Raw genomic sequence first — 24061 nt, 5'->3', positions numbered from 1 at the left:
GGCTACAGTTTTGGTTCCAACGGCATCTCCGGAGGAGCGGTCCGTGAAGATCTTCGATGTGCACTTGCATTTTCCTCGCGACTGGGAGCACCCCGACGCCGACCCGCAGCCGCTGCTCGATGAAACGCTCGAGAAAGCGCGGGCGGCAGGGATCGCCGCTGTCTGCGTCCTCTCTGGAGGCCGCTTCGGGCCGTCCTATGAGCGCGCGCTCCGCTGCTTGGAGCGGCACGCCGGGTTCGCAATCCCCGTGGCGGTCGTCGACCCGGAGGAGACCTCCGGCCGGATGGTGCGCGAACTGCATGCGCTTGGCTATCGCGGGCTGAAAATGATCGGCGTCAAAAAGCCGTATGACAGCTACGACTACTTTCGGCTTTACGAGGCGGCCGAAGAGCTGGAGATGCCGATCCTCTTTCATCTCGGCGTCATCGGGGGGCCCGTCGATTTCCAGCGGACCCACCCGCGCCGCGATCGGGCTGCCGCCGAACGGCTCGCGCGCTGGCAGCAGCGGATCGGCGCGCGCGACACCAGCGCAATCCGGATGCACCCGTTCCATCTCGATACGCTCGCCAATAACTTCCCCAAGCTGAAGCTGATCGGCGCTCACCTCGGCGGCACGGGCAACTACGATGCCGCAGCATCGGTGGCGCGATGGCGGCCGAATGTCTTTTTCGACTTGTCCGGCGGCGAGACCATTGAGCGTCACGCCGAAGAGCGCCGGCTGATCGGCTACGAGATCGGCGTTGAAAAACTGCTTTGGGGGTCTGACTGCGCGGCGGATGAGATCCAAGCGCATGTCGATCGGTTCGTCGCCCTCTTCGAGCGCATCGGGCTACGTGAGGACGAACGCGAGCGCATTTGGTGGCGCAACGGCGCCGAGTTGTATGGCCTTGAGCCGCCAGCGATCGCTCCTGTCGCCACCACCGCCGAGGCAGACTACTCTGCGCCAGAAGCCCTCACCGGCCGACCCGCCTGAGCGCGGTGACCGCCGCCCTGCTCGCCTTCCGGCTCGGCACCGCCCTCGCCCCGCGGCTGCCGCGCTCCGTCCTTGTGGCGCTGGCACTGCCCTTTGCCGACCTGCTCGCCGCGCGCAACACGCCGCAGAACCGGGCTCACCGCCGCAACATCGCCCGCGTCGTCGGCCGGTCTCCGGCCGACCCATCGGTGCGGCAGCTCGCGCGGCGGGCTGTGCGCGTCCAGACGCTCAACTACCTCGACCTCTTCCGCTCGCGGCGGCTCAGCCGGGCCGAGCTCCTCGCTAGGGTAGAGATGCGCGGTCTCGAGCACCTGCAGCGCGCGCTGGCAGGAGCGCGCGGCGCAGTCGTGATCTCGGGGCATGTCGGCTCGGTCGACATGGCCGGGCTGGCCCTCACCGCTCTCGGCCTGCCGGGCGCCGCCCTTGTCGAGCCGCTCCAGCCGCCCGAGCTCTTCGCGCTGGTCGCAGCCCTGCGCGAGCGGTTCGGGGGGCAGCTGATCCCCCTTGGGCCAGATGCCGTGAAGCGCGCCGGCACCGCGCTCAGGCAGAATGCCGCCCTCGGCATCGCCATCGATTGGGATATCAGCGGAACGGGCATCGAGGTGCCGCTCTTCGGGCATCGGATGCGGCTCCCTGCCGGACCCGCGATCGTGGCGCTGCGCTATGGCGCGCCGCTCGTGCCGCTCACCTGCATTCGCGTCGGTCTCACCCGCTTTCGCCTGACGATCGAGCCGCCGCTCCCGGCCGCCGAGGGGGGAACCCTGCACGAACGGACGCGCGCCACGACCGAGCGGATTGCCGGCTTCCTCGAGCGGCAGCTCCGCGCTGCTCCCGACCAGTGGGTGATGTTCCACAACGTCTGGGCCGACCCGCTTGACGACTGATTGCCTACAATCGCCCAAGGCAGCAGGAGGCTTCATGGTCATCGATGACGTGCTCGCGCTTCGGGAGCAGATCCCGACGCTGCGCAAAACGCTCTACCTCAACTCGGGGTGGTCCGGGCCGTCGCCGCAGCGGGTGATCGACCGTGTGATCGAGCGGCTCCGCTGGGAGAACGACGAGGGGCCGACGGCGCCCCAGGTGCTTGAGCGCTTCTGGCGGCTGCATGATGAGGTCCGGGATGGGGTTGCAGCGACCTTCGGCGCTCAGCCCGACGAGATCGTCACGACCGCCAACACCACCGAAGGGATTAACCTCGTTCTGAACGGGCTGCCGTGGTCGCCCGGCGACAATGTCGTCACCTACAACTTTGAGCACCACTCGGTCCTCGTCCCCCTGTATCACCTGCGCGAGCGGAAGGGCGTTGACGTTCGGTTTGCCCGGCTCGATGTCAACGACAGTCCTGAGACTATCGTCGCCAAGTTCGAAGCAGCGATGACGGCGACGACGCGCCTCCTTGTTGTCAGCCACATCTCCTACAGCACAGGGCTGCGGCTGCCGCTCGAGGCGATCTGCGCGATGGCGCATGCGCGAGGGGCGCAGGTGCTCGCCGATGGCGCCCAAACCGCGGGACAGATCGTCCTCCAGCTCGCTGCCAGCGGAGCAGACTACTACGCTTTCACGGGCCATAAATGGCTGCTCGGTCCGGAGGGCGCGGGGGCGCTCTTCGTCCGTCGCGAGCGGCTGCCGGCGCTCCAGCCGACCGCCGTCTCAATCCATGCGGCCGAACATTTCGACTACGAGGGCGCCTACACGCCGAAGCGGGACACGCCGGAGAAGTTTCAGCTCACCACCGTCAACGGGGCGCTTTTCCAGGGATTCCTCGAGGCGATGGCGCTCTACCGGGAGATCGGCCCCGCAGCCATCGAAGCGCGAACTCGGCGCTTGGGCCAGCTTCTCGCCGCGAAGCTTGCGGCGATCCCCGGCGTCGCCCTTGTCAGTCCGACGCGCCAAGAGACTGCCTCGGGGCTCGTCTCTTTCCGCGTGGGCGACCGCCGACCGCGCGAGGTCGTCGACATGCTCTGGGAGCGGCGCCGGATTGTCGTTCGCGCGGTCGACTACCCGGCAGCGATCCGTGCCAGCTGCCACTACTTCAACACTGAAGAGGACCTCGACGCCCTCGTTGCCGAGATCGTGGCGCTGGCATGACCGCCGCCCCGCTCGCCGTGCTGCCGGACGTGCGCGCTGCGCTCGAGGCGCGCCAGCCGGTCGTCGCCCTAGAAACGAGCGTCATCGCCCACGGCCTGCCGCGGCCGGTCAACCTTGAGGCGGCGGCACGGATGGAGGCCGCCGTCCGCGCTGGCGGCGCTGTTCCGGCGTTCATCGGCGTGATCGAGGGGGTGATCCGGGTCGGCCTCGACGCCGCAGACCTCGAGCGGCTTGCCGGCGGCCGCGGTGTCCTCAAAATCGCGCGGCGCGATCTGCCGGCGGCGGCGGCCTTCGGTGAAACGGGCGGCACAACGGTGAGCGCGGCGCTGCACGTTTGCACACTGACAGGCATTACCGTCTTCGCCACTGGCGGCATCGGCGGCGTCCACCCCGGCGGCATTGACGTGTCGGAAGACCTCGCCGCTCTTGCAACGACGAGTGCGATCGTTGTCTGCTCCGGCGCGAAATCGATCCTCGACCTTGAAGCGACGGTCGAACGGCTGGAGACGAGTGGGGTTCTTGTCGCGGGGCTCGGCGTAGACGAACTGCCGGCGTTTTACACTCGCTCCTCGGGGCTGCCAGTGCAGCGGCGGGTGAACTCGCCCGCCGAAGCGGCACGGCTGTTCCGTGCCGCGCGCGCCCTTGGGCTGTCGAGCGCGGTGCTGCTCGCGGTGCCCCCGCCTATCTCCTGCCCGCTGGAGGAGGTGCGCGCGATCATCGCGGCTGCCGAAGACGAGCTCGCCGGGATACGCGGCAGTGCCCGCACCCCCGCGCTGCTTGACGCCATCGGCCGCCGGTCGGGCGGACGGCTAACCGCCGTGAATGTCGCCCTCCTCGAGCGCAATGCCGCCCTCGCCGCTGAAGTCGCGCGCGCAGTTGCTGAGCAGGCGGGGTGATGCAGGGCGCGGCGTCGGCTCGCGACGGCAGCGCTCCCACCGGCGCAGTCACGCGCTCGCCGCAGCAGGCACTGGAACTATGAGCGAGCGGGAACGTGCGCTCCCGCTCTGCTTCACCGGCCAATCGCGCCGCGCTCCGAAGCGTCGCCCACTTCTGCCGGCATGAGCGACGAGACGGCGCTCGCTGCTGCCGGCGGAGACGGCGGTCTCGCTGGGTGAGGAAATGGACGAGCTCCGCTTGGAAACGGCCATCGAAGTGGCGTGAACGTTGCAGCAGCGCGTACCAACGCTCGAACGAGGCAGAGCGTCCCCCAAGGGGTGAGCACATCCGCGCTCGAACCTGCCGCTCAGAGCATCGCGCCGCTGCGAAGAGGGGCGAGCAGCGCTCGTCCTCGCCGCTCGTAAACCGGCAGCCCCTCCTCTCGGGGCGCGGCACTGCCGCGAAGCGCGCTCCTCGTCGCGCCCGGCTTCCCGAAACACGAGTGGCAGGGCGCTGCCCGCGATCAGTGGAGGGAGCGGCTCTGGCCGCCGTCGACGACCACGGTTGTCGCGGTTACCCAACGCGCGCGGGGCGACGCCAAGAAGACTGCGACGTCGGCCACCTCTTCAGGCGTACCGAAGCGCCCCATCGGGATTTCTTGGCGGAGGAAAGCTGCAATGCCTTCCGGATCGTCGCGCTGGCGCCGCTCCCAGCTGCCGCCGGGAAAGATGATCGAGCCCGGACAGAGGGCGACGACGCCGATCCCGTCTTTCGCCCATTCCCGCGCGAGCATCGCGGCGAGGCTGATCTCGGCGGCTTTGACCGCGTTGTAAATGACTGACCCGCCCGCCTCGCGTCCCCAGATAGAAGCGATGACGATCATCCGTCCTGGTCCTCGACGAAGATACGGATAGACAAGGCGGGCGAGGCGTGCGACATGAAGGAGATTGCGCGCAATGCCATCCTGCCAGTCGGCGTCGGTCGCTTCGATCGCGGGGAGGTGGCGCGCGCCGCCGGCGCAGGCGACAACCACGTCGATCCCGCCAAGCTCGCTCGCCGTTCGCGAGACGATCCGCTCGAGGTCCGCCGGGACCGTGACGTCTCCTTCGATGGGCAGAGTCCGAACACCCCAGCGCGCGCCCTCTGCCGCCGCCTGCCGCAGCGCGTCGCCGCCCCGGGCGACGAGCGCGACGTGCGCGCCTTCTGCAGCGAGGCCGAGCGCAATCGCCTTGCCGATGCCGCGGCTGGCCCCGGTGACGAGGGCGATTTTTCCAGCCAGCTGAAGATCCATGCTGATACTCCGTATTCGAGGTGTTTTCTATTTCTTGGCCGCCCAAGGCGCAATGTGCCGTTGTGGAGTGTAAGAACTTCGTACAGAACGCCGTGTTTACCTTCCGTTAACGAAGAAATTCAGTCGTGTTTACTTGCGTCGGCTACGGTTCCAGCAGGTCAAATGGACGCAGAAACAGGAGGAAAGCAGTGGTCTCATCGTTATCAGGATGGCGCGGCCGCGGCGTGGTTGGCTTGCTGGCCGCCACGCTCGTGTTGAGTGCCTGTCAGCCCCAAGCGCAGACTGGCGGCGGCGCCCCTTCCGTTCAAGGCCAGACGGGTGGCGGGCAACAGCAGCAACCGGGCGGCCAGCGGGTCACCGTTCAGCCGCCGGCGAACGCAGCAGAGCTCTCCCGTCTGCGCGGCGACATCGTTATCGACGGCTCGAGCACGGTGTTCCCGATTACGGCGGCGGCGGCAGAAGAGTTCCGGAAGTACGCTCCGAACGTCCGCATCACCGTCGGCATCTCCGGCACAGGCGGCGGGTTTAAGCGGTTCTGCGCCGGCGAGACCGCGATCTCGAACGCTTCGCGGCCGATCTCGGTGTCGGAGCGCGAAGCCTGCGAAAAGGCAGGGATCGAGTTTATCGAGTTGCCGGTGGCGTTCGACGGGCTCTCGGTCGTGGTCAGCCCGCGCAACGACTTCGTCAAGTGTCTGACAGTGGCCGAGCTGAAGCGCATGTGGGAGCCGGAAGCGCAGGGCCGGATCACCCGCTGGAACCAGATTCGCCCCACCTTCCCGGATCGGCCGCTGAAGCTGTTCGGTGCCGGCGCGGACTCGGGCACGTTCGACTACTTCACCGAAGCGATCGTCGGTCGCGCGAAGGCATCGCGAGGCGACTATCAAGCCAGCGAAGATGACAACGTGCTCGTCCAAGGCGTGGCGAACGACCCGGATGCGCTCGGCTTCTTCGGATATGCCTACTACGTCGAGAACCCCGGGAAGTTGAAGCTGGTGGCGATCGATGCGAAGGGGGACGGCAACTGCGTTGAGCCGTCGGAGCAGACGATCAAGAACGGGACGTATCAGCCGCTCTCGCGCCCGATCTTCATCTACGTGCGCAAGCAGGACGCCGCGCGCCCCGAGGTCCAGGGCTTCGTCAACTTCTACCTCAGCAAGTCGTTCACGCCGCTCATTCCGACGAAGGAGATCGGCTACGTCCCGCTTGAGGACAACGTTTACGCTGCGATCCAGCGCCGCTTCCAGAACCAGGTGACGGGCACGCTCTTCCCGAACGGGCAAGAAGTGGGCGCAACGCTCGACCGCTATCTCCGCTGAGATCGCGAGGGAAAGGGACTTCCGCCAAAGGCGGAGGAAGTCGCATACTTCCTCCGCCTTTCTCCGTCAAGCCAAGTGGGGTGAGCAATGCAGAGTACTGGGGTCCTTGGACGCGAATGGTACCCGCCGCGGGCAAGCCTCGCCGGCACGGCGCAGCGCCGCCTTACCGAAGGCAGCGTGCGCACGATCTTGGCCTCAGCCGCCGGTGTTGCCATTCTTGTGACGTTCGGCATCGTCTTCGCGCTCGCCTTCGACGCCATCGAATTCTTTCGACGCGTTCCTCTCACCGCCTTCTTCCTTGACACCGTCTGGACCCCGCTCTTTGCGGACAAACGGTTCGGCATCTGGGCGCTGGTCTCCGCTACCGTGCTCACGTCGCTGATCGCCCTCGCTCTCTCCCTCCCCTTAGGGCTCATCATCGCGATCTTCCTCAGCGAGTTCGCTCCGCCCCAGGTGCGCGACGTGCTCAAGCCGACCCTTGAGGTGCTGGCCGGCATCCCGACGGTCGTCTACGGCTACTTCGCCTTGACCTTCATCACGCCTCTCATTCAGGACTGGTTTCTCAACGCCTTCGGGATTGAGGTCAGCACGTTCAACGCCCTCAGCGCCGGCTTCGTGATGGGCATCATGATCATCCCGCTGGTATCGTCACTTAGCGAGGATGCGCTCTCGGCGGTGCCCAACGCCTTGCGTGAAGGCGCTTACGGCCTCGGCGCGACCCGCTTCGAAGTCGCGTGGCGGGTGGTCGTGCCGGCCGCCCTCTCGGGGATTGTCGCGTCGTGCATCCTCGCGCTCTCGCGCGCGGTGGGTGAGACGATGATCGTGGCGATCGCAGCAGGGCAGAACCCGACCTTTACCTTCAACCCCTTCGTGCCTGTCGCCACCATGACTGCATATATTGTTCAAGTGAGCCTCGGCGACACCCCCTACGGATCGCTCGAGTACTTCACCCTGTTCGCGGTCGGCGCCACCCTGTTCGTCCTGACCTTCTTCATGAACATGGCGAGCTTCTGGTTCGTCCGACGCTTCCGTGAGGAGTACGACTAATGGTAGTAGGACAGCTCCCGGCGGAAACGGTCAAAGAGTTCTCGGTCGATCTGCCGCGGCGAAAGGCGATCGGCTGGTTCTTCATCGGCCTCGGCTTCCTCAGCATCTCGTTCGGCCTCTTTATGCTCCTGCTCCTGCTCTTCGACGTCTTCTCGCGAGGGCTCCCCTATCTGACGTGGGACTTCCTCACGAGCTTCGACTCGCGCTTCCCCCAGCGAGCAGGGATCTTGGCGGCGCTTGCCGGCACCGTCTATATGATGGGCTTCACCATTATCGCTGCACTCCCGCTCGGCGTCGCGGCCGCGATCTATCTGGAGGAGTATGCGGGCGACAGCTGGTTCGCCCGCCTTGTCGAGATCAATATCTCCAACCTCGCGAGCGTTCCCTCCATCATTTACGGTCTTCTCGGCCTGCAGCTGTTCGTCCGGGCGATGGGGCTGAACCGCAGCGTTCTGGCCGGTGCTTTGACGATGGCGCTGGTTATCCTCCCTATCATCATCGTCGCCTCGCGTGAAGCGCTGCGCGCGGTCCCGCCCAGCATTCGCGACGCCTCGCTCGCGCTCGGCGCGACGAAGTGGCAGACGATCCGCCATCATGTGCTGCCCTACGCCCTGTCGGGGATCATGACCGGTAATATCCTCGCCGCCGCCCGCGCGATCGGCGAGTCAGCCCCGCTGATCGCGATTGGCGCCCTGACGTTCGTCCCGTTCACCCCGAACAGCCCGCTTGACCTCTTCACCGTCCTCCCGATCCAGATCTTCAACTGGACCTCACGACCGCAGGAAGCGTTCCATGACGTCGCCGCCGCCGGCATCATCGTGCTGCTCACGGTGCTGCTGGTGCTCAACTCGCTGGCGATCTTCCTGCGCTGGCGCTTCCGCACCCAGTTCTAGCCGAGGTGATGGCGATGACCGTTCAAGATGCGGCCACCCGACTGACGAGCGGGAACCTGCGAACAGAGGTTCCCTCCACCTACTATCACTCGATGCCCCAGGCTGACACCGTAATCTCGGTGCAGAACTTCAGCCTCTGGTACGGCAAGAAGCAAGCACTCACTAATGTCACTATCGACTTCCCGCGGAACCAGATCACCGCGTTGATCGGTCCATCCGGCTGCGGGAAGAGCACGCTTCTCCGCGCGATCAACCGGATGAACGACCTGATCAAAGGCGTGCGCACAGAGGGGAAGGTGCTGATCGACGGCCAGGATATTTACGCCAAGGGGGTCGACCCGGTCGAGGTGCGCCGCCGGATTGGGATGGTCTTTCAAAAGCCCAATCCCTTCCCCCGCTCCATCCGCGAAAACATTCTCTTCGGCGCCAAGATCAACGGCTACAAGGGCGATTATGACCAGCTGGTCGAGGAATGCCTGCGCCGCGCGGCGCTCTGGGACGAAGTCAAAGACGATTTGAACAAGAACGGCCTGGCGCTCTCCGGCGGCCAACAGCAGCGGCTGTGTATCGCCCGCGCGATCGCGGTGGCGCCAGAGGTCATCCTGATGGATGAACCGTGCTCAGCCCTCGACCCTATCTCCACGCTCCGGATCGAGGAACTGATGCGCGACCTCGCCAAGCAGTACACCATCCTCATCGTCACGCACAACATGCAGCAGGCGGCACGGGTCTCTGATAACGTCGCGTTTATGCTGAGCGACGATGTGACGACTGGCATGCTCGTCGAGTACGGGCCGACGTCTGAGGTATTCACCAATCCGAAGTCGAAGCGCACGGAAGACTACATTACGGGGCGGTTCGGCTAGCGGCTCCCGCTGTCAGCGCGGTCGGCTGCGGGCGCAGTTCTGCCCGGCGCTTGACAGGGAGGCAGCCAGAAGGAGGAGGCATGGCAGGAATCCGAACGCATTTCGAGCAGCAGCTCCGTGAGCTGCAGGATGAGATGCTCGTTCTGGGCAGCATGGTCGATACCGCAATCGCGGCGGCGGTCGATGCGCTGAAGCGACGCGACCTTGAGGCGAGCGCCCAGGTCATTGACGAAGACTCGCTGATCGACCGCAAGCGCTGGGAGATTGAGCAGCATTCGATCCTGCTGATTGCCACCCAGCAGCCGACCGCCTCTGACCTACGCTTGATCTATGCCATTGCCAGCATCATCACCGACCTCGAGCGGATGGCGGACCATGCCGAGGGGATTGCCAAGATCAGCCTCATGATCGGAGACAAGCCCCTTCCGAAGCCGCTCATCGACATCCCCCGCATGAGCGACTTGGCGCGGAGCATGCTCCGGCGTTCTCTCGACGCCTTTGTCAACCGCGACGCCGAGACGGCAAAGGCCATCGCCCAAGAAGATGACCTCATCGACGGCCTGTACGATCAGGTCTACCGCGAGCTGCTGACGATCATGATCGAGAACCCGCGCGTCATCACGGTCGCGACCTATCTGCTCTGGGCAGCGCACAACTTGGAGCGGATCGCCGACCGCGTGACCAATATCTGCGAACGCGTTGTCTACACCGTCACCGGGCGAATGGAAGAGATCAACGTCTCGAAATACTGACCGTTCCTAGCGCGCAAGAAACGGTACCGGGTCGTAGCGGCGGCCGAGCACCTGCTCCGGCTTCGCCTGAAGCCAGCTTTCGAGCACCGTCGAGTAGACCGAGCGGAAGTCAATTTCGTACTTCAAGTCGCCATCGACGAGGTTGGCGAGGTCCGGCGCAGCGCCATGAATGCCGCCGCGCACTTTGTGGCCGATCGCGAACATTGGGGCGGCGGTGCCGTGGTCGGTGCCGTCGCTGCCGTTCTGCCGCACTCGCCGGCCGAACTCTGAGAAGGAGAGGATCAGCACCTCATCTGCCTTCCCTTGCGCTTCCAAGTCGGTCAGGAATGCGTCGATGCCGTCGCTGAACGTCTTCAGCAGCGCCGCATGCGTGCGCGCTTGGCGCGAATGGGTGTCGAACCCTCCCAGCGCGACGTAGTAAATGCGCGTGCCGAGGTCAGCCTGCATCAGCTGCGCGATCAGCTTCAGGTTCTGCGCAAACTGATCGTTCGGATACGCGGCCTGCGGCGTGTAGGTCCGGGCGAGCTGCTGGATCCGTTCGCTGGTTTCGAGCGCTCCTCGCCCGACGGTTCGGACGAACTCGTCATACTCGCGCGGGCTGGACGCGCGCGCATAGATCTCGCGGATCGCGCTCAACTGATTCTGCCGGTCGTCGGGATATTCGCCGTCGGTCTGGAACTGGAAGGCGCTGACCGTGCCGATCGCCGGCACCAGGACATGGGTTGTCCAGAACGACAGCGGCAGCGTGCTGCCGATATTGATCGCGGCGTTCGACACCTCGACCCCGGTCACCGGCGCCGTCCCGCAGCAATTTGCGTCGAGGTAGCGGCCGATCCAGCCGGACCGCTCAATCTTCTCCGGGATCGCCGTGTGCCAGATCTCCATCGAGCGGAAATGAGAGCGGTTTGGGTTCGGATAGCCGACCCCTTCGATAACGGCGACCTCGCCGCGAGCGTAGCGTTCGTAGAGCCGCGTCATCGCGCCGTGGAACGCCAGCCGATCGTCAAGCGGCAGGACTTCGTCTTGGGGCAGGGCGATTGTGGGCCGCAGCTCCCGATACTTCGGGTCGGTATACGGAACGACCGTGTTCAGGCCGTCATTGCCGCCAGAAAGCTGCACGACGACGAGGATGCGCGGCACGGAGCTGCTGGCGGCCTCAACGGTGCGCGTGATGAACGCCGGCGCCGTCGCCCCGATCGAGACGAAGAGCGCGCCCATCTTCAAGAAATCGCGGCGGGTATACGCCATTGTGCTGCTCCTTCTCTGCGCCGTCAGTTGAACTGGTAGACCGGTGAGGACATGATGAGATGGATCAGCCCGCGCACCTTGCCGTCCCACCCCCGGCGGCCCGGCGCGCGCGACCCGCTGGCGAGATAGGCGAGGAGAGCGTTGCGCATTGCGGGCGTAACATCCCCATCGACGAGGAGATTGAGATAGAAATCGACCACCTCCTCGTCTTTGCGCAAGCCGAGCGCGGCGAGATCCTCTGCCGGCGTGATCCATGGCCTACGTGCAGCGTTGCGGCCACTCGTCAACTGATTCGCGAAGTTCTGGCGCGCGAGCAGCGAAGAGGCGCTGATCCATTCGACGCCCTCCGGCCAGCCCTTCACGGTCGGCGGATTGAACAACGCCTGTCCAAGCGACGTGAGCGTAGCGGCAAGCTGAGGAAAAGCCGGAATGCCGAGGGCCTTCACTGAGCCGATGACAAAGTCGACCGGGCTCTTGATCTTGGCGTGATAGGCAGCAGGGCTCGAAAACTCAGGCGAGAGCAGGATCGCCCGCACTAGCGGCTTCAGTTCGTAGCCGTTCTGAGTAAAGATGGTGGCGAGGCGGTCGATGGTCTGCTTGCTTGGATGATCGTCAACGAAGTAGACATACAGCTTGGTGGCAATGAAGCGCGCCGTCGCGGGATGAGACACCGCGAGATCGATCACCTGCTCGCCCGTAAACGCGCCTGTCCGGCCGAAGATCGTCTTCTGCCCGCTATCATGCTGGGCGCGGTTGAAAAAGAAGGCGTCGTTCCGGACCTCCCAGCCGGTGAAGGCGCGCGCCGCCTCTTTGATGTCTTCCTCGGTGTAGTTGCCGATGCCCATCGTGAACAGTTCGAACAGCTCGCGGGCGAAGTTCTCGTTTGGGCGGCCCTTCTTCGAGGTGACTGTGTCAAGCCAGCGCATCATTGCCGGGTCCTTGGCCACCTCGTGGACGAGCGTCCGGAAGTTGCCGAGGGCATGCCGACGGAACAGCTCGTTCTGGTTCCACATCCAGCCAGCGTTGTTCACCTTCGAGTTGGCGGTCGCAAAGTGGCTGTGCCAGAAGAGGGTCATCTTCTCCTGCAGCGGCTTGGGGGAGCCGACGAGACGATAGACCCATCGCTGCTGCATGCTGGCGATCCGTTCGGGATCGAAGTTCGGGATCACGGCCGCCGGGTCGGGCATATCGGGAACGGCATCGAAGTCGAGGAGCGCATCGACCGTCCGCTCAAACCCGAGGGCGACCGACCGGGCAAGTTCTGTCGGGCTTGCTCCAAACGCCGCGCGGCGCAGCAGGTGGGCGATGCGCGATGTCTCGGCAGAGCGTTCCAAGATGACCGACCGGACGGTCGGATCGGCGACCACAGGCATTCCGCCTTCCTCCACGCGAGCCGCTCAAGGGCTTCCATCGTCAACACGAACCACGCCGCGCAATCGTTTCATCCCCGACGGCAGCGCGACCAGGAATCGTCCGGTTTGGTACGCTGTTGCAGGAGACACTTCGAGGAGACGTGCGTGCAGGGCGAGCTTCGGATCGAACGCGTGGCGCATCCCTCCCTCGCGGGGAATTGGCTCGGCGACCCGGTCGAGCGACCGATCCCGCTCTACCTGCCCCCCGGCTACACGCCGGCCCAGCGCTATCCCGTGATCTACTGGCTGCCCGGCTACTCCGGCACCGCGCTCTCGCGCGCAAACGTCAGCGGCTTCGAGCCGAACCTCTTCGAACGTTTCGACCGGCTGATCGTCAGCGGGGCGATCCCGCCTGCACTCCTCGTCGTCGCCGATGGCTTCACCCGTTACGGCGGCAGCCAGTATCTCAATTCGCCGACGAACGGCCGCTACCAAGACGCCATTGCGCTCGACCTCGTGAGCTGGGTTGACCGACACTTCGCGACGATCGCTGCGCCGGAGGGACGTGCGGTCGCCGGTCATTCGAGCGGCGGCTACGGCGCCCTTCTGATGGGCATGCAGCGGCCAGAGACGTTCGGGCTTGTCATCTCCCATAGCGGCGACGCCTATTTCGAATACTGCTATCTGCCAGACATCGCCAAGTATCAGCATCTCATCGCCCGCCAAGGCGGCCCTGCCCAATTCGTGGCGTGGTTCTGGGCGCAGGACTCCGTGCGGAGTGATGCCATTGCGGGGCTGAGCTTGATCGCGATGGCAGCCGCCTACTCGCCCAATCCCGACGCGCCCGCCGGCGTCGACCTGCCGTGGGATGAGGAGACCGGCACCCTCCGCGAAGCGGTCTGGCAGCGTTGGCTCCGCCATGACCCGGTGCGGCTTGTCCCCCAGTTCAGCAGCGCCCTCCGCTCGCTGCGCCTGCTCTACCTCGACTGCGGCAGCCGCGACGAATATCACCTCCACTACGGCACGCGCCTTCTGGCACGCCAGCTGCGGGAGGCCGGCATCCCCCATCTGCACGACGAGTACGACGGAGGACACTCCGGCGTGACCTATCGGGTTGAGACGTCCTTTCGCCGCGCCGGCGAGGTGTGGCGAGCGCTCGGCATGGAGCGGCGCGCATGATCCGTCTTGAGACGACGACGCGTGCCCTGCCGGCAACCGTGCTTCGGCTTGCGCGCGCCTTCTTCGGTGAGCGGTATGGGCTCGCCGAAACGTCTGCCGACGCCACCTCCGTCACCTTCGAGGGCGGAGGCGGCGGGGTCACGGTTTCAGCGCAGGCGACGCGCGCCGGCACGGTTGTCGAGATCACCAGCCGCGAGTGGGACGAGCAAGCGCGTCAGTTCGCGGCACAGCTGCGGCGGGCAACGTAGCCGGCGTCCTGCCGACGGAGCACCCTTCCCAGAACGTTGCGCCCCGACGTGAACTGCGCCGCCTCTTCCGAAGCGCGCCGTGGCGGTCGACACGCCCAGCGGCTGAGCATCGCTCGCGCCGTCTCCTGCTCCTCTGCTTCACCCGCAGCCGCTCGAGCCTTTCCCGAGCCATCGCGCGGCGAAGGAGCGTGCGCGAGATGCCGCATCGGCTTGCTGCGCCCGCAGGGAGCGCCGCAACGCGCTCAGGGGAAGGTGCAGCGCTGAAGCAGCGGCGGACGCAGGAACAGCAGCAGGGGAAATGCCGTCTCTCGCCTCTCCACAGCGCGGGCGACGCGCCGCCCGCTGATTGCGCGGGAGGCACCAGAGAGCGCAGCGTCAGCAGCCCCTACTTCGGGCGGAACTCCTCGCGGAAGAGGCCGAGGCGGACAGTATCGACATAGCGGCCGTCAACCCACTTCTCTTCGCGGAACGTGCCCTCGATGCGGAAGCCGAGCTTCTCGAGGGTGCGGATACTGGCGCGGTTCTCAACCACCGCGCCGGCCACGATCTTGCGAAGGTTCAGCCGATCGAAGGCGTAGCGAATGAGGAGTGACCAGGCTTCATAGGCAATGCCGCGCCCCCAAAACTCCTTACAGCCGATCATGATCCCTGTGTCGGCCGTTCGGTGGATCGGGTCGATATGGTTAAGGGTGACGTTGCCGATGTGGCGGCCGGTGGCGCGGTCGATGATGGCAAAGGCGAGGCTCGTCCGGCTCCCCTGAAATGACCGGATGTAGTCGCGCACGCTCTCGCGAGTCGCCGGATATTTGCCGGCCTCGAGGTAGCGCGTCACCTCGGGGTCGTTCAGCCAGCGGACATACTCTGCGGTCGCATCCGTCACCTCGAGCGGCCGGAGGTAGATCCGCTCGCCTCGCAGGAACTGCGTCCCGCCGTCGGGATACCGGTCCTCGGCGCAGTCGTCTTCCTCGGGGTCGAAATGGGGCGAGAAGGTCGCAATTTCGAGCATCGTCATGGTCAGTTCTTCCTCTCGGGCGGACTGCAGCACGGCGTATCGGTCGCTACGGTCGTTATCGTTCGGACAGGCTCGGCTCTTGAGGCAGGCCGTCTACCAACTCCCAGCGCAGCGGCGTCCCGCGCGAGATCGCGCACGCCGCCCGCCGTCCGATTACCGCCTCCAGATGCTTCGGCGGCAGCCCATGCCCCGGCCGGATCGAACGGACGTGGCGCTCAGTGAGCACTTCGCCTGCCGCGACATCCTCGACGACAAACAGCGAGCGCCGGAGCGCCCGGCTGGCGCGCTCGCGCTCGGTCGGACCGCGGCGCACGTCGCCGAGGGCGGCTTCGGTCTCGCGGATTGCAGCCACGAGCGCAGCAAATTCATCTGGCTCAAGAGAGAAGGCAGCATCAGGGCCGCCGTCCGCCCGCGAGAGCGTCAGATGCTTTTCGACGAGGCTCGCCCCAAGCGTAACGGCAGCGATCGCGGCAGTAGGGGTGAGAGTGTGGTCGGAGAGCCCGACCGGAACGCCGTAGCGCGCTGCAAGGAAGGGGATTGTCCGCAAGTGCATCTCGCTCGGCGCGGCGGGATAGCCGCTGTTGCAGTGGAGGAGCACAAGGTCACGACACCCCGCCTCGCGAGCCGCCGCGACCGCTTCATCAATCTCCTCCAGCGTCGCCATGCCGGTCGACATGATGATCGGCTTGCCGGTGCGCGCCACCCGCCGGATGAGCGGGAGGTCGACGAGTTCGAATGAGGCGATCTTGTAGGCGGGGATATCGAGCGCCTCGAGCAGGTCGACGGCTGTCGGGTCGAAAGGAGCGGAGAAGAAGTCGATGCCCGCTGCCTCTGCGATCGCCTTCAGCTCAGCGTGCCACTCCCACGGCGTAAACGCTTCCTGGTAGAGGTCGTAGAGCGTACGTCCTTCCCAGATCGTGCCGCCAATCCGGAACTCTTGGCGATCGCAGGCGATTGTCAGTGTGTCAGGGGTGTACGTCTGCAGCTTGATGGCATCGGCGCCGGCGCGGGCAGCCGCCCGAATGATCGCCGCCGCGCGGTCAAAGCTGCCGTGGTGGTTAGCAGACAGTTCGGCGACGATATAGGCTGGCTGTCCCGGGCCAACGCGCCGCCTGCCGAGGGAGATCGCATTCATGAGGCTGCTCCACAGACCGCATCAGCTTGGGAGAGGTTCTGCGCCATAACGAGGACCCGTTCGCCGTTGACCATCGTCTCCCCTGCCGGCCGGTAGCCGGCGCTCGTGAAGACCCGGATCGAGGCGACGTTGTCCGGCTTGATGAGCGCGCGCACGCGCACCGCGCGGCCGCCGAGCAGCGCGCTGCCCGCCTGAAGCACCGCCGTTCCGTAGCCGCGTCCCTGCCGCTGGGGATCGATCGCGATGCTGACAGTCGCTTCGTCGCCAGCAAGGTCGTAGCGCAGCACCCCCACCGGCTCGCCGTTCTCTTCGGCGACAAAGAGCAGACACGCGGGATCGGCTAGCTTGGCAGCAAACCATCGGCGATGCTCCTCAAGCGCAATCGCGCCACTCGTGAATGACCAGCGCCGCACTGCCGGGTGGGCGTTGATCTGATAGACGAGGTCGCAGTCCTCCGAGTTTGCCGGGCGGAGCCGCAGGTCGGCCGCATGCATCGCGCGGACAACCCGCGCCGCGCCCCGGCCATCCACTAGCGCCCGCCCGCTCTCAGAGAGCAGCAGGCGCAGCACCTCCGACCGCATCAGGAGGTCGAGACGGGCGGCGATGCGGTCGGGGAGCTGGTCATCGAGGCGGCCGAGCGCGATCGCGGCTCCTCGCGCCGCCACCGCCTCGGCAACAGGCGCTTGATTGTCGGCGAGCACGGCGAGCAGCGACGGCACGCCGAGGGCGCACAGTTCCCACGTCGTTGTTCCCGCGCCGGCAACCGCGACATCGGCCCACCTCATCAGCGCCGGCATGTCGCGCACATGCTCGAGCACGGAGATCCGCCCGTCCCCTGCTGCTGCAGCGCGAATGGCCGCGCCGTGCGGATTGCTCGCCCCAATAACGACCCGCGCCTCGAACGGCAGCGTCAGGCGCCGCAGCGCCTCGACCACGAGCAGCGTCCGGTTGTCCGGGTCGGCGCCGCCCAAGGTGACGAGGATTGTCCGCGCCAGCGGCGGCGTCGGACGCGGGGCGATAGCGTCGAGAAACTCGCGGCGCAGCGGCACGTAGCGCGTTCCAAGCAGCAGCCGCGCGGGGGTCGAGGGGTAAAGAGCCGGCGTGGCGTAGGCGTTGCCGTTGAGGACGAGATCGGCGTCGTAGTGGACCGCGTGGCCCCAGTCGTCGACGACCAGCAGCCGGCGCTCAGCGTGAATGGCAGCGAAATAGTCGGCCGAGAAGTGATAGCCGTCGACGGCGACCCAGTGCGCCGCGATCGCGAGCGTTTCTTCAACGTCAGCGGGACTTCCGGGCACTGCCGCTACGCGGATTACCTCGAATCCCTCACCCCGCAGCCGCGCCTCGATCGCCGCTTCCCCATGCGCGAGGGCGAAGATCGCCTCGCCGCCGCTCTCCCGCCACGCTTGGGCGAGCGCGAGCCCGCGCATCACATGGCCGGTGCCGATTCGCTCGCTCGCATCCGCCCGGATCAGCAGCCGTCGGGGCGTCATCTCACGCTCTCCGAAAGACCGGCTCGACAACCGGCCCTTCCAGCCGGCTGAGCACATCGCCCGCCGCGATCGCGTCCGCGAGGATCTCCAACGCCGTCCGGTAGACCGCGAGCGTGACCGCAATATCATCGTCGCTGTGGCGGTAGCAGAGGTTCTGGCTGCCCGAGAAGAGAATGCCCCGCTTCAAGCACTCCTGCTGGAAGAGGGTTTTGAAGACCAGCGACTCGGCTCCATGGTCGTCGCGGAAGGTGATCACCGTCCGCGGCGGCAGCCCGACACATTCGGTGTAGCGGGTGAGGCCGAGCTCCGCCGCGATCTGGTTGTAGCCCTCTTTCAGCCTCGCACCTTGCTTCCAGAGATGCGGGATGACCGGCTCGCGCTGCAGAACGCGGATGGTGGCGACCGCCGCCGCCAGCGAGAGGGCATCGCCGCCGAAGGTAAACGAGAAGAAGATCTCATCGAAGATCGCCATCACGTCGGCGCGACCGACGACCGCCGCGATCGGAAAGCCGTTGCCCATCGCCTTGCCGAAGCAGGCGAGGTCCGGCGTTACCCCATAGCGGGCTTGGGCACCGCCAAGATCTAGCCGGAAACCGGTGACGACTTCATCGAAGATGAGCAGCGCGCCATGGCGATGAGCAAGGTCGCGCACCGCCTCGAGGAAGCCGGGCGCCGGCTCAACAACGCCGACCGGCTCCATGATGACTGCCGCCACCTCGCCGGGATAGGCAGCGAAGATGCGCTCGAGCGAGTCGAGATCGTTGTAGGCAAACGGTTTCGTCAGTTCGCGGACCGCGCGCGGGACGCCACGGCTGCGCGTTGTCGTCCCGATGAACCAGTCCTGCCAGCCGTGGTAGCCGCAGCAGGCGATGAGGTCGCGCCCAGTGTAGGCGCGGGCGGCGCGCACCGCCCCCGAAGTAACATCCGAGCCGTTCTTGCCGAAGCGCACCATCTCGGCGCAGGGGATCAGTTCGCAGAGCAGCTCGCTCAGTTCGAGCTCGAGCGGATGCGGGAGAGAAAAGGCGATCCCGCGCTCCAGCTGCGCGATCGCCGCCGCCGTGACCGCCGGTTCGTTGTGGCCGAGAATGACCGGCCCAAGCGCCATCGGGTAGTCGATATATTCGTTGCCGTCGACATCCCAGACGTGGCTACCCGCCCCGCGCTCCAGATAAACGGGGGCGACCCCTTGGACGAACTGGCTCGGCGCTTTGCTGAACGTTTGGGCGAGCGTGGGAATGCGGCGGGCAGCGCGCGCTTTGAGCGCGGTCGAGCGGGCGATGCTGCGCGATGCGGGCAGCGCAGCGGAGAGGCTAGGCATCGGCGCCTCCGAGCGCGATGACGCGGCCTTCAGCGGCCGCCTGCTTCGCCGCAAGGGCGATTTCGAGAACGCGCCGGCCGCCAGCGACATCGAGCGCCGGTGCCGCGCGACCGGCGAGACAGTCGAGGAAGTGGCGCAGCTCGGCGAGGTACATCTCGTTCGGCGTCCACGCTGGCGGATTGAACACCAGCTCGCAGGCGCCGCTCGCGTGGTAGTAGCGCGCCTCCCCCGCGCTGTAGTCCCAGCGGATCGTCCCTTCGTCGCCGATGATCTGGCAGGTGCGGCTGTAAACGCGCTGGACGTAGTCGAGATGGATCTCGACGATCGCATCCGGCAGCCGCAGCAGGAGAGCGGCAGTGTCCTCGGTCTCGATCTCGAGGTGGCTGAGCGTGCCGGCGAAGCAGGCCACCCCCAGCGGCTCGCCGAGCAGCCAGCGGGCGTAGTCGATCTCGTGGATGGCGTCGAGAATGATGCCGCCGCCGAGCGCCCGCCGCGCGCTGTAGCTCGCCTGATAGGCGCTCCCCGGCCGCCAGTCGGGCAGATATTGGCCGAACTCGATCCGCGCTGCGACGACGCGCCCGATCGCGCCCGCCTCGAGCCACCGCTTCACTGCCTGCAGGCCCGGCTGGAAGCGGAGATTGCAGCCGACGAGCGAAACCAGTCCGCGCTCTCGGACGAGCGCCACCAGCTGCTCCGTCCCGGCCAGCCGGTCGGCGAGCGGCTTCTCGATGAAGAGATGGCAGCCGCGCTCTGCCGCGGCGAGCGCAAGCTCAAGGTGGCAGCTAGTCGGCGCGGTGACGAAGACAACTGTCGGCTCCCAGCGCCAGATGTCGTCGAGCGCGGCAAAGGCCGTCACGTCGGCGGCGGCGCGCAGCTCCGTCAGCCGCTCCGGCACCGGGTCGTAGACGGCAACCGCCTCGACCCCGAGCGCTTTCAGGTTGGCAACATGGCGCCGACCGATCGAGCCGCAGCCGAGCACGGCCACGCGAGGCGCGACGCCAGCATTCTCAGCGGCCATACGCCCTCAGCACCTTCGTGACCGCGGCAATCACGTCGGCGACGTCGCCGTCGGACATGCCGGGGAAGAGCGGGAGCGAGATCAGCCGCTCGTACGCGGCTTCCGCAAGCGGAAAGGCGCCTGGTCGATAGCCAAACCGCTCCCGGTAGAGCCGCAAGAGGTGGACCGGCAGGTAGTGCACCTGCACTCCGATCCCTTCGGCGCGCAGGGCCCGGAAGATCTCGGCGCGCCCTGCGCGGAGCGTGTCGAGATTCAGCCGAATAGGGTAGAGATGCCACGCGCTCTGCATCCCCGGCAGCTCGCGGGGAAGGGTGAGCCACGGCAAGCCAGCGAACGCCTCGCGGTAGGCAGCGGCGATAGCGCGCCGCCGCGCGAGATTGGCATCCAGCTTCTTGAGCTGGCTTAGACCGAGCGCGCAGTTCAGATCTGCGAGGCGGTAGTTGAAGCCGAGGTCGACAAGGTCATAGCGCCACGGCTCACGCTCATCGACGCCGTAGACGATCCCGTGGGTGCGGAAGCGGCGCAGCCGGCTCGCGAGCGCCGGGTCGTTGGTAACGGCCATTCCGCCTTCGCCAGCGGCGACATGCTTGACCGGATGGAAGCTGAAGATCGTGATGTCGGCAAGGCTGCCGACAGGACGGCCGCGCGAGACTGCGCCGAGAGCGTGGGCGGCATCTTCGATGATGAGGAGCCCATGCCGCTGGGCAAGCGCACGCAGGGCGTCGAGGTCAGCGGGGTGGCCGGCATAGTCCATCGGCAGGATCGCGCGCGTCCGCGGGGTGATGGCGGCCGCCACGCGGTCCGGATCAAGCGTCAGGTCGAGCGGGCGGATGTCGGCGAAGCGCGGCGTCGCGCCTTGGTAGAGCACGCAGTTCGCCGTCGCCGAGAAGGTGAGGGGAGTGGTGATTGCCTCGTCGCCCGGGCCGAGCCCAGCCGCGAACGCCGCAGCGTGGAGGGCAGCCGTGCCAGACGAGAAGGCGACAGCGAAGCGGGCGCCGACGCGCGCCGCAACCGCCTCCTCGAATGCAGCAACCGCCGGCCCTGTCGTCAGCCACTCCGACCGTAGGACAGCGACAACCGCGGCGATGTCGTCTTCGTCGATCGTCTGGCGGCCGTAGGGGAGGAGGCGGTCACGGACTGGCGGACCGCCAAAGAGGGCGAGCGTGGAGGCCACCGTCTGCATCCCTGCACCTCGATCCGTGTCTTTGCCCTTCGCCGCGGGACGTCCCCCTCCTGGGTCGCCCGCCTTGCGGCGTTCTGTGCTCTCCCCCGCACGCCGCGAGTGGCGTCCCCAAGCGGCTACGCCACTGTTCGGAGGGACCGCTCGCGCCGCTCGACAACCTTCGGCAAGCCGAGCCGCTCGACCATCTCGCGCAGCTCTGCCGGCGTCAGCTTCCACGGGTTTGTCTCGCTCGAGTAGACGAAGCCGTCCGGCAGCGGACGCCCCCCTTGCCAGGCGCGGTCGGTCGTCCACCACGGATGGGCCGGCTCAATCACGAACATATCGTCGAGTTCGCGGGCAAGGCGCGCCTCGTCCGCCGAGATCATCACTTCGTGCAGCTTCTCGCCGGGGCGGATGCCGGTGAACTCGACCTCGCAGTCCGGGGCGATCGCCTCGACGAGGTCCATGATCCCCATTGTCGGGATCTTGGGAACGAAGATCTCGCCGCCCCGCATCACTCCCAGACAGCGCAAGACGAAGTCAACCCCTTGGTCGAGCGTCAGCCAGAAGCGCGTCATCCGCGGGTCGGTGACTGTCAGTCTGCCGGTCAGCCGCTGCTGCCAGAAGATCGGGATGACGCTGCCGCGGCTGCCGACGACATTGCCATAGCGCACGACCGAGAACTTCGTCCCGTCCGAGCCGGCATACGAGTTCCCCTGAATAAGCAGCTTCTCCATGCACAGCTTGGTTGCGCCGTAGAGGTTAACCGGGTTGACCGCCTTGTCGGTGCTGAGGGCGATCACGCGCTTGACGCCGCTGTCGATTGCCGCATCGACGATGTTCTGGCCGCCGAGAATGTTGGTCTTGACGACCTCAAAGGGGTTGTATTCGGCAGCGGGCACCTGCTTCAGGGCGGCCGCGTGGACGACATAGTCGACGCCTTGGAAAGCGCGGTAGAGCCGGTCGCGATCGCGGATGTCGCCGAGGAAGAAGCGCAGGCACGGATCATCGAAGCGCTGACGCATCTCGTGCTGCTTCAGCTCATCGCGGCTCAGGACGATCAGCTTGCGCGGTCGCCACCGGCGCAGCACCGTCTCGACGAACTTGTTGCCGAAGGAGCCTGTTCCTCCGGTGATAAGGATGACGCTGTCGGTAAGATCCATGCCTCCCGCTCCCGGACGCAGCGCGATGTCGCCGTGCTACGACGCTCATCCTAGGTTTCGGCAGAGAACGCCCGGATCAGGAGTTCGCTGCGATCACCGGTGCGGTTTTCCCCTATTTGGCCTGGGCCAGCCGGCCTGAGCCACGCCGAGAGCAGCCGGGAAGGAGGCGACGCCGCATCGGCCGAACGGCGGATGCGCTACCCTAGGCAGACGGTGTCCGTCGTCACATCATCCGGCGCCTCCAGTCGGCTCGTCGCCGTCCTCCGCCTTCGCGACTTCCGCCTGCTCTGGCTGACCAGCGCGGCGTGGTACGCTGCCCGCTGGATCGATACTGTCACGACCGGCTGGCTAGCGCTCGCGCTGACCGATTCCCCGGTGTTCCTCGCCTTGATCGGAGCTTGCCGGACGCTCCCCCTGCTTCTTCTCGGGATTGCTGGCGGGATCCTCGCGGGGCGCGTTCCGCGCCGCTCGGTGCTGATGGGGGCGATTGTGAGCGGCATCCTCATCTCGGCGTGGCTGGTCGGCGCAGCGGCGCTGAACGCGATTCAGCCGTGGCAGCTCGTCGTGACGACACTCGCCACCAACTCGCTGTGGGCGCTCTCGTTTCCCTCCCAACGCTCGCTGATCGCCGAAACCACCGCCGGCCGAGCGGCGCTCGCGAACGCGCTCGCGCTCGACAATTTTGTCTTCGTCGGAGCAAATTTCGTCTTCTCGGCGCTCGCCGGCGCGATCATCCCGCTCGCCGGCCCGCAGGGGGCCTATCTGCTGGCACTCGGGGCGTTTTTGCTGGCACTGCCGCTGATCGTGGCGCTCCGCCAGCCGCCGGCAGCAGTCAGCGAATACGAAAGCCGGGCGGGTGATGCTGGCTATCGCGCCGTTATCAGCCGGCCAGCGATCGGCGGCGTCCTAGCGATTTCGGTCGCGATGAATGGGCTGGCGCTGCCATTGATCCAGTTCCTGCCGCTCGTCGCCAAAGAGGTCCTGCGCGTCGGGCCCGCCGAACTCGGTCTGCTGGTGAGCGGATGGGGGGGCGGTTCGCTCCTCGGGAACGTCGTGCTGTTTGTCCTCTCGCCGCGCCGGAGCGGGCTGCTCTTTGCCGCCGGGTCGTTCGGCGCGGCGCTCGGGCTTTTCCTGTTCTCCCTCGCGAATGTCTTCCCACTCGCAATGCTGTTGATCTTCGCCTCTGGCATGCTGATGTCGTTCTTCGGCACCTTTCAAAGCACCGTGCTGATCGAAGCCGCCGGCCCGGCTGGACGCGCCAAGGCGCTTGGCGCTTTGACCGTGGCAATCGGTGTCCAACCATTCGGAGTGCTCGCGCTCGGGTGGCTGGCAGGCACGCTCGGCGCGGCGGCGGCGATCGGGATCGCCGCCGCCGTCGCCACTGTCGTCATCGGCGTCGTCGCCGCTCTCTTCCCTGGTCTGGTCCGCCATCGCAGCCGCCTCGCCGCCTGAGCGCCGCTGTCGGAACGCCTCGCCGCAAGCGACCGACGAGGAGCGAGTGCGCCTTCTCTGCACTGCGCCTCGCCGTCATTGCGGGCGAGCGGAGCGAACGCGGCTATCCCGGCCGAACCTAAGCCGGCAGCGGCCGGCTCCAGGCGGAGGGTGCAGCGGCCGGGGTTGCCGCGGCGGCCTGC

22 protein-coding genes are annotated in these 24061 nt (G+C 66.5%); 12 read left to right on the top strand and 10 right to left on the bottom strand.

Features of this window, described 5'->3' with window-relative positions; translation table 11 throughout:
• Positions 1-43: 43 nt before the first annotated feature.
• The 4 genes from NZ773_13165 to NZ773_13150 are packed head-to-tail and all read left to right on the top strand — an operon-like array spanning position 44 to position 3957.
• The gene (locus NZ773_13165; GenBank protein MCS6802872.1) at positions 44-973 is read left to right on the top strand and encodes an amidohydrolase; all 930 of its coding nucleotides are present in this window, start codon (positions 44-46) and stop codon (positions 971-973) included.
• Between the two features lie 5 nt (positions 974-978).
• Positions 979-1857: a lysophospholipid acyltransferase family protein gene (locus tag NZ773_13160; protein MCS6802871.1), complete on the top strand. Its 879-nt coding sequence runs from the start codon at positions 979-981 to the stop codon at positions 1855-1857.
• Between the two features lie 34 nt (positions 1858-1891).
• On the top strand, positions 1892-3061 hold the full coding sequence (locus NZ773_13155; GenBank protein MCS6802870.1) for an aminotransferase class V-fold PLP-dependent enzyme: 1170 nt from the start codon (positions 1892-1894) through the stop codon (positions 3059-3061).
• Positions 3058-3957 carry a pseudouridine-5'-phosphate glycosidase gene (locus NZ773_13150; protein MCS6802869.1) on the top strand — a complete coding sequence of 300 codons (900 nt, stop codon included), beginning with the start codon at positions 3058-3060 and terminating at the stop codon, positions 3955-3957. The genes NZ773_13155 and NZ773_13150 overlap by 4 nt, the downstream gene beginning before the upstream one ends.
• 503 nt (positions 3958-4460) lie before the next feature.
• On the opposite strand, the gene NZ773_13145 is transcribed toward NZ773_13150, so the two are convergent.
• The gene (locus NZ773_13145; protein MCS6802868.1) at positions 4461-5228 is read right to left on the bottom strand and encodes an SDR family oxidoreductase; all 768 of its coding nucleotides are present in this window, start codon (positions 5226-5228) and stop codon (positions 4461-4463) included.
• Positions 5229-5416: 188 nt separating this feature from the next.
• On the opposite strand from NZ773_13145, the gene NZ773_13140 reads away from it, so the two are divergent.
• The 5 genes from NZ773_13140 (at position 5417) to phoU (ending at position 10102) form a co-directional block, all read left to right on the top strand.
• Positions 5417-6544 carry a PstS family phosphate ABC transporter substrate-binding protein gene (locus tag NZ773_13140; GenBank protein ID MCS6802867.1) on the top strand — a complete coding sequence of 376 codons (1128 nt, stop codon included), beginning with the start codon at positions 5417-5419 and terminating at the stop codon, positions 6542-6544.
• Positions 6545-6631: 87 nt separating this feature from the next.
• Entirely contained in the window at positions 6632-7591 is a 960-nt protein-coding gene (gene pstC, locus NZ773_13135; protein MCS6802866.1) for a phosphate ABC transporter permease subunit PstC, read from the top strand.
• Positions 7591-8484, top strand: coding sequence for a phosphate ABC transporter permease PstA (gene pstA / locus NZ773_13130; protein ID MCS6802865.1), 894 nt, complete (start codon positions 7591-7593; stop codon positions 8482-8484). The genes pstC and pstA overlap by 1 nt, the downstream gene beginning before the upstream one ends.
• Positions 8485-8576: 92 nt before the next feature.
• Positions 8577-9350, top strand: a complete 774-nt coding sequence (gene pstB, locus NZ773_13125; GenBank protein ID MCS6802864.1) for a phosphate ABC transporter ATP-binding protein PstB — start codon at positions 8577-8579, stop codon at positions 9348-9350.
• Positions 9351-9430: 80 nt separating this feature from the next.
• On the top strand, positions 9431-10102 hold the full coding sequence (gene phoU / locus NZ773_13120) for a phosphate signaling complex protein PhoU (protein MCS6802863.1): 672 nt from the start codon (positions 9431-9433) through the stop codon (positions 10100-10102).
• A 6-nt stretch (positions 10103-10108) separates the two neighbouring features.
• Here the strand turns inward: phoU and NZ773_13115 are convergent, their stop codons facing one another.
• Both NZ773_13115 and NZ773_13110 read right to left on the bottom strand, forming a co-directional pair.
• Positions 10109-11350, bottom strand: coding sequence for a DUF1501 domain-containing protein (locus NZ773_13115; protein MCS6802862.1), 1242 nt, complete (start codon positions 11348-11350; stop codon positions 10109-10111).
• A gap of 23 nt (positions 11351-11373) precedes the next feature.
• Positions 11374-12723: a DUF1800 domain-containing protein gene (locus tag NZ773_13110; GenBank protein MCS6802861.1), complete on the bottom strand. Its 1350-nt coding sequence runs from the start codon at positions 12721-12723 to the stop codon at positions 11374-11376.
• A gap of 144 nt (positions 12724-12867) precedes the next feature.
• Between NZ773_13110 and NZ773_13105 the strand changes: the two genes are divergently transcribed.
• Both NZ773_13105 and NZ773_13100 read left to right on the top strand, forming a co-directional pair.
• On the top strand, positions 12868-13881 hold the full coding sequence (locus NZ773_13105; protein ID MCS6802860.1) for an esterase family protein: 1014 nt from the start codon (positions 12868-12870) through the stop codon (positions 13879-13881).
• Positions 13878-14129: a hypothetical protein gene (locus tag NZ773_13100; GenBank protein ID MCS6802859.1), complete on the top strand. Its 252-nt coding sequence runs from the start codon at positions 13878-13880 to the stop codon at positions 14127-14129. Before NZ773_13105 ends, NZ773_13100 begins: the two co-directional genes overlap by 4 nt.
• Positions 14130-14514: 385 nt before the next feature.
• On the opposite strand, the gene NZ773_13095 is transcribed toward NZ773_13100, so the two are convergent.
• The 7 genes from NZ773_13095 to pseB all read right to left on the bottom strand — a co-directional run bounded on the left by NZ773_13095 (position 14515) and on the right by pseB (position 22427).
• On the bottom strand, positions 14515-15141 hold the full coding sequence (locus tag NZ773_13095) for a GNAT family N-acetyltransferase (protein MCS6802858.1): 627 nt from the start codon (positions 15139-15141) through the stop codon (positions 14515-14517).
• A 55-nt stretch (positions 15142-15196) separates the two neighbouring features.
• Positions 15197-16276, bottom strand: coding sequence for a pseudaminic acid synthase (gene pseI / locus NZ773_13090; GenBank protein MCS6802857.1), 1080 nt, complete (start codon positions 16274-16276; stop codon positions 15197-15199).
• A complete protein-coding gene (gene pseG, locus NZ773_13085; protein ID MCS6802856.1) occupies positions 16273-17766 on the bottom strand; it encodes a UDP-2,4-diacetamido-2,4,6-trideoxy-beta-L-altropyranose hydrolase in 1494 nt (497 codons plus the stop codon). The genes pseI and pseG overlap by 4 nt, the downstream gene beginning before the upstream one ends.
• A gap of 1 nt (position 17767) precedes the next feature.
• Positions 17768-19084 (bottom strand): aminotransferase class III-fold pyridoxal phosphate-dependent enzyme, encoded by a 1317-nt coding sequence (locus tag NZ773_13080; protein ID MCS6802855.1) that lies wholly within the window; start codon positions 19082-19084, stop codon positions 17768-17770.
• Positions 19077-20102, bottom strand: coding sequence for a Gfo/Idh/MocA family oxidoreductase (locus NZ773_13075; GenBank protein ID MCS6802854.1), 1026 nt, complete (start codon positions 20100-20102; stop codon positions 19077-19079). The genes NZ773_13080 and NZ773_13075 overlap by 8 nt, the downstream gene beginning before the upstream one ends.
• The gene (gene pseC / locus NZ773_13070; protein ID MCS6802853.1) at positions 20092-21285 is read right to left on the bottom strand and encodes a UDP-4-amino-4,6-dideoxy-N-acetyl-beta-L-altrosamine transaminase; all 1194 of its coding nucleotides are present in this window, start codon (positions 21283-21285) and stop codon (positions 20092-20094) included. Before pseC ends, NZ773_13075 begins: the two co-directional genes overlap by 11 nt.
• Positions 21286-21401: 116 nt before the next feature.
• Positions 21402-22427 carry a UDP-N-acetylglucosamine 4,6-dehydratase (inverting) gene (pseB, locus tag NZ773_13065; GenBank protein MCS6802852.1) on the bottom strand — a complete coding sequence of 342 codons (1026 nt, stop codon included), beginning with the start codon at positions 22425-22427 and terminating at the stop codon, positions 21402-21404.
• 213 nt (positions 22428-22640) lie between these two features.
• Here pseB and NZ773_13060 point away from each other — a divergent pair, with 213 nt between their 5' ends.
• Entirely contained in the window at positions 22641-23879 is a 1239-nt protein-coding gene (locus NZ773_13060; GenBank protein MCS6802851.1) for an MFS transporter, read from the top strand.
• The last annotated feature ends 182 nt before the right edge of the window (positions 23880-24061 follow it).

It is taken from the genome of Dehalococcoidia bacterium, assembly GCA_025054935.1.
GTDB lineage: Bacteria > Chloroflexota > Dehalococcoidia > SpSt-223 > SpSt-223 > JANWZD01.
The sequence above is the reverse complement of the archived record's forward strand: the minus strand, read 5'-3'. Positions and strand labels throughout refer to the sequence as shown.

Bases quoted from the DNA above. Each gene is read 5' to 3' on its own strand.
- NZ773_13155 (MCS6802870.1), top strand. From the start codon at position 1,892: ATGGTCATCGATGACGTGCTCGCGCTTCGGGAGCAGATCCCGACGCTG.
- NZ773_13150 (MCS6802869.1), top strand. From the start codon at position 3,058: ATGACCGCCGCCCCGCTCGCCGTGCTGCCGGACGTGCGCGCTGCGCTC.
- NZ773_13145 (MCS6802868.1), bottom strand. From the start codon at position 5,228: ATGGATCTTCAGCTGGCTGGAAAAATCGCCCTCGTCACCGGGGCCAGC.
- pstC (MCS6802866.1), top strand. From the start codon at position 6,632: ATGCAGAGTACTGGGGTCCTTGGACGCGAATGGTACCCGCCGCGGGCA.
- pstA (MCS6802865.1), top strand. From the start codon at position 7,591: ATGGTAGTAGGACAGCTCCCGGCGGAAACGGTCAAAGAGTTCTCGGTC.
- pstB (MCS6802864.1), top strand. From the start codon at position 8,577: ATGCCCCAGGCTGACACCGTAATCTCGGTGCAGAACTTCAGCCTCTGG.
- phoU (MCS6802863.1), top strand. From the start codon at position 9,431: ATGGCAGGAATCCGAACGCATTTCGAGCAGCAGCTCCGTGAGCTGCAG.
- NZ773_13115 (MCS6802862.1), bottom strand. From the start codon at position 11,350: ATGGCGTATACCCGCCGCGATTTCTTGAAGATGGGCGCGCTCTTCGTC.
- NZ773_13110 (MCS6802861.1), bottom strand. From the start codon at position 12,723: ATGCCTGTGGTCGCCGATCCGACCGTCCGGTCGGTCATCTTGGAACGC.
- NZ773_13100 (MCS6802859.1), top strand. From the start codon at position 13,878: ATGATCCGTCTTGAGACGACGACGCGTGCCCTGCCGGCAACCGTGCTT.
- NZ773_13095 (MCS6802858.1), bottom strand. From the start codon at position 15,141: ATGACGATGCTCGAAATTGCGACCTTCTCGCCCCATTTCGACCCCGAG.
- pseI (MCS6802857.1), bottom strand. From the start codon at position 16,276: ATGAATGCGATCTCCCTCGGCAGGCGGCGCGTTGGCCCGGGACAGCCA.
- pseG (MCS6802856.1), bottom strand. From the start codon at position 17,766: ATGACGCCCCGACGGCTGCTGATCCGGGCGGATGCGAGCGAGCGAATC.
- NZ773_13080 (MCS6802855.1), bottom strand. From the start codon at position 19,084: ATGCCTAGCCTCTCCGCTGCGCTGCCCGCATCGCGCAGCATCGCCCGC.
- NZ773_13075 (MCS6802854.1), bottom strand. From the start codon at position 20,102: ATGGCCGCTGAGAATGCTGGCGTCGCGCCTCGCGTGGCCGTGCTCGGC.
- pseC (MCS6802853.1), bottom strand. From the start codon at position 21,285: ATGCAGACGGTGGCCTCCACGCTCGCCCTCTTTGGCGGTCCGCCAGTC.
- pseB (MCS6802852.1), bottom strand. From the start codon at position 22,427: ATGGATCTTACCGACAGCGTCATCCTTATCACCGGAGGAACAGGCTCC.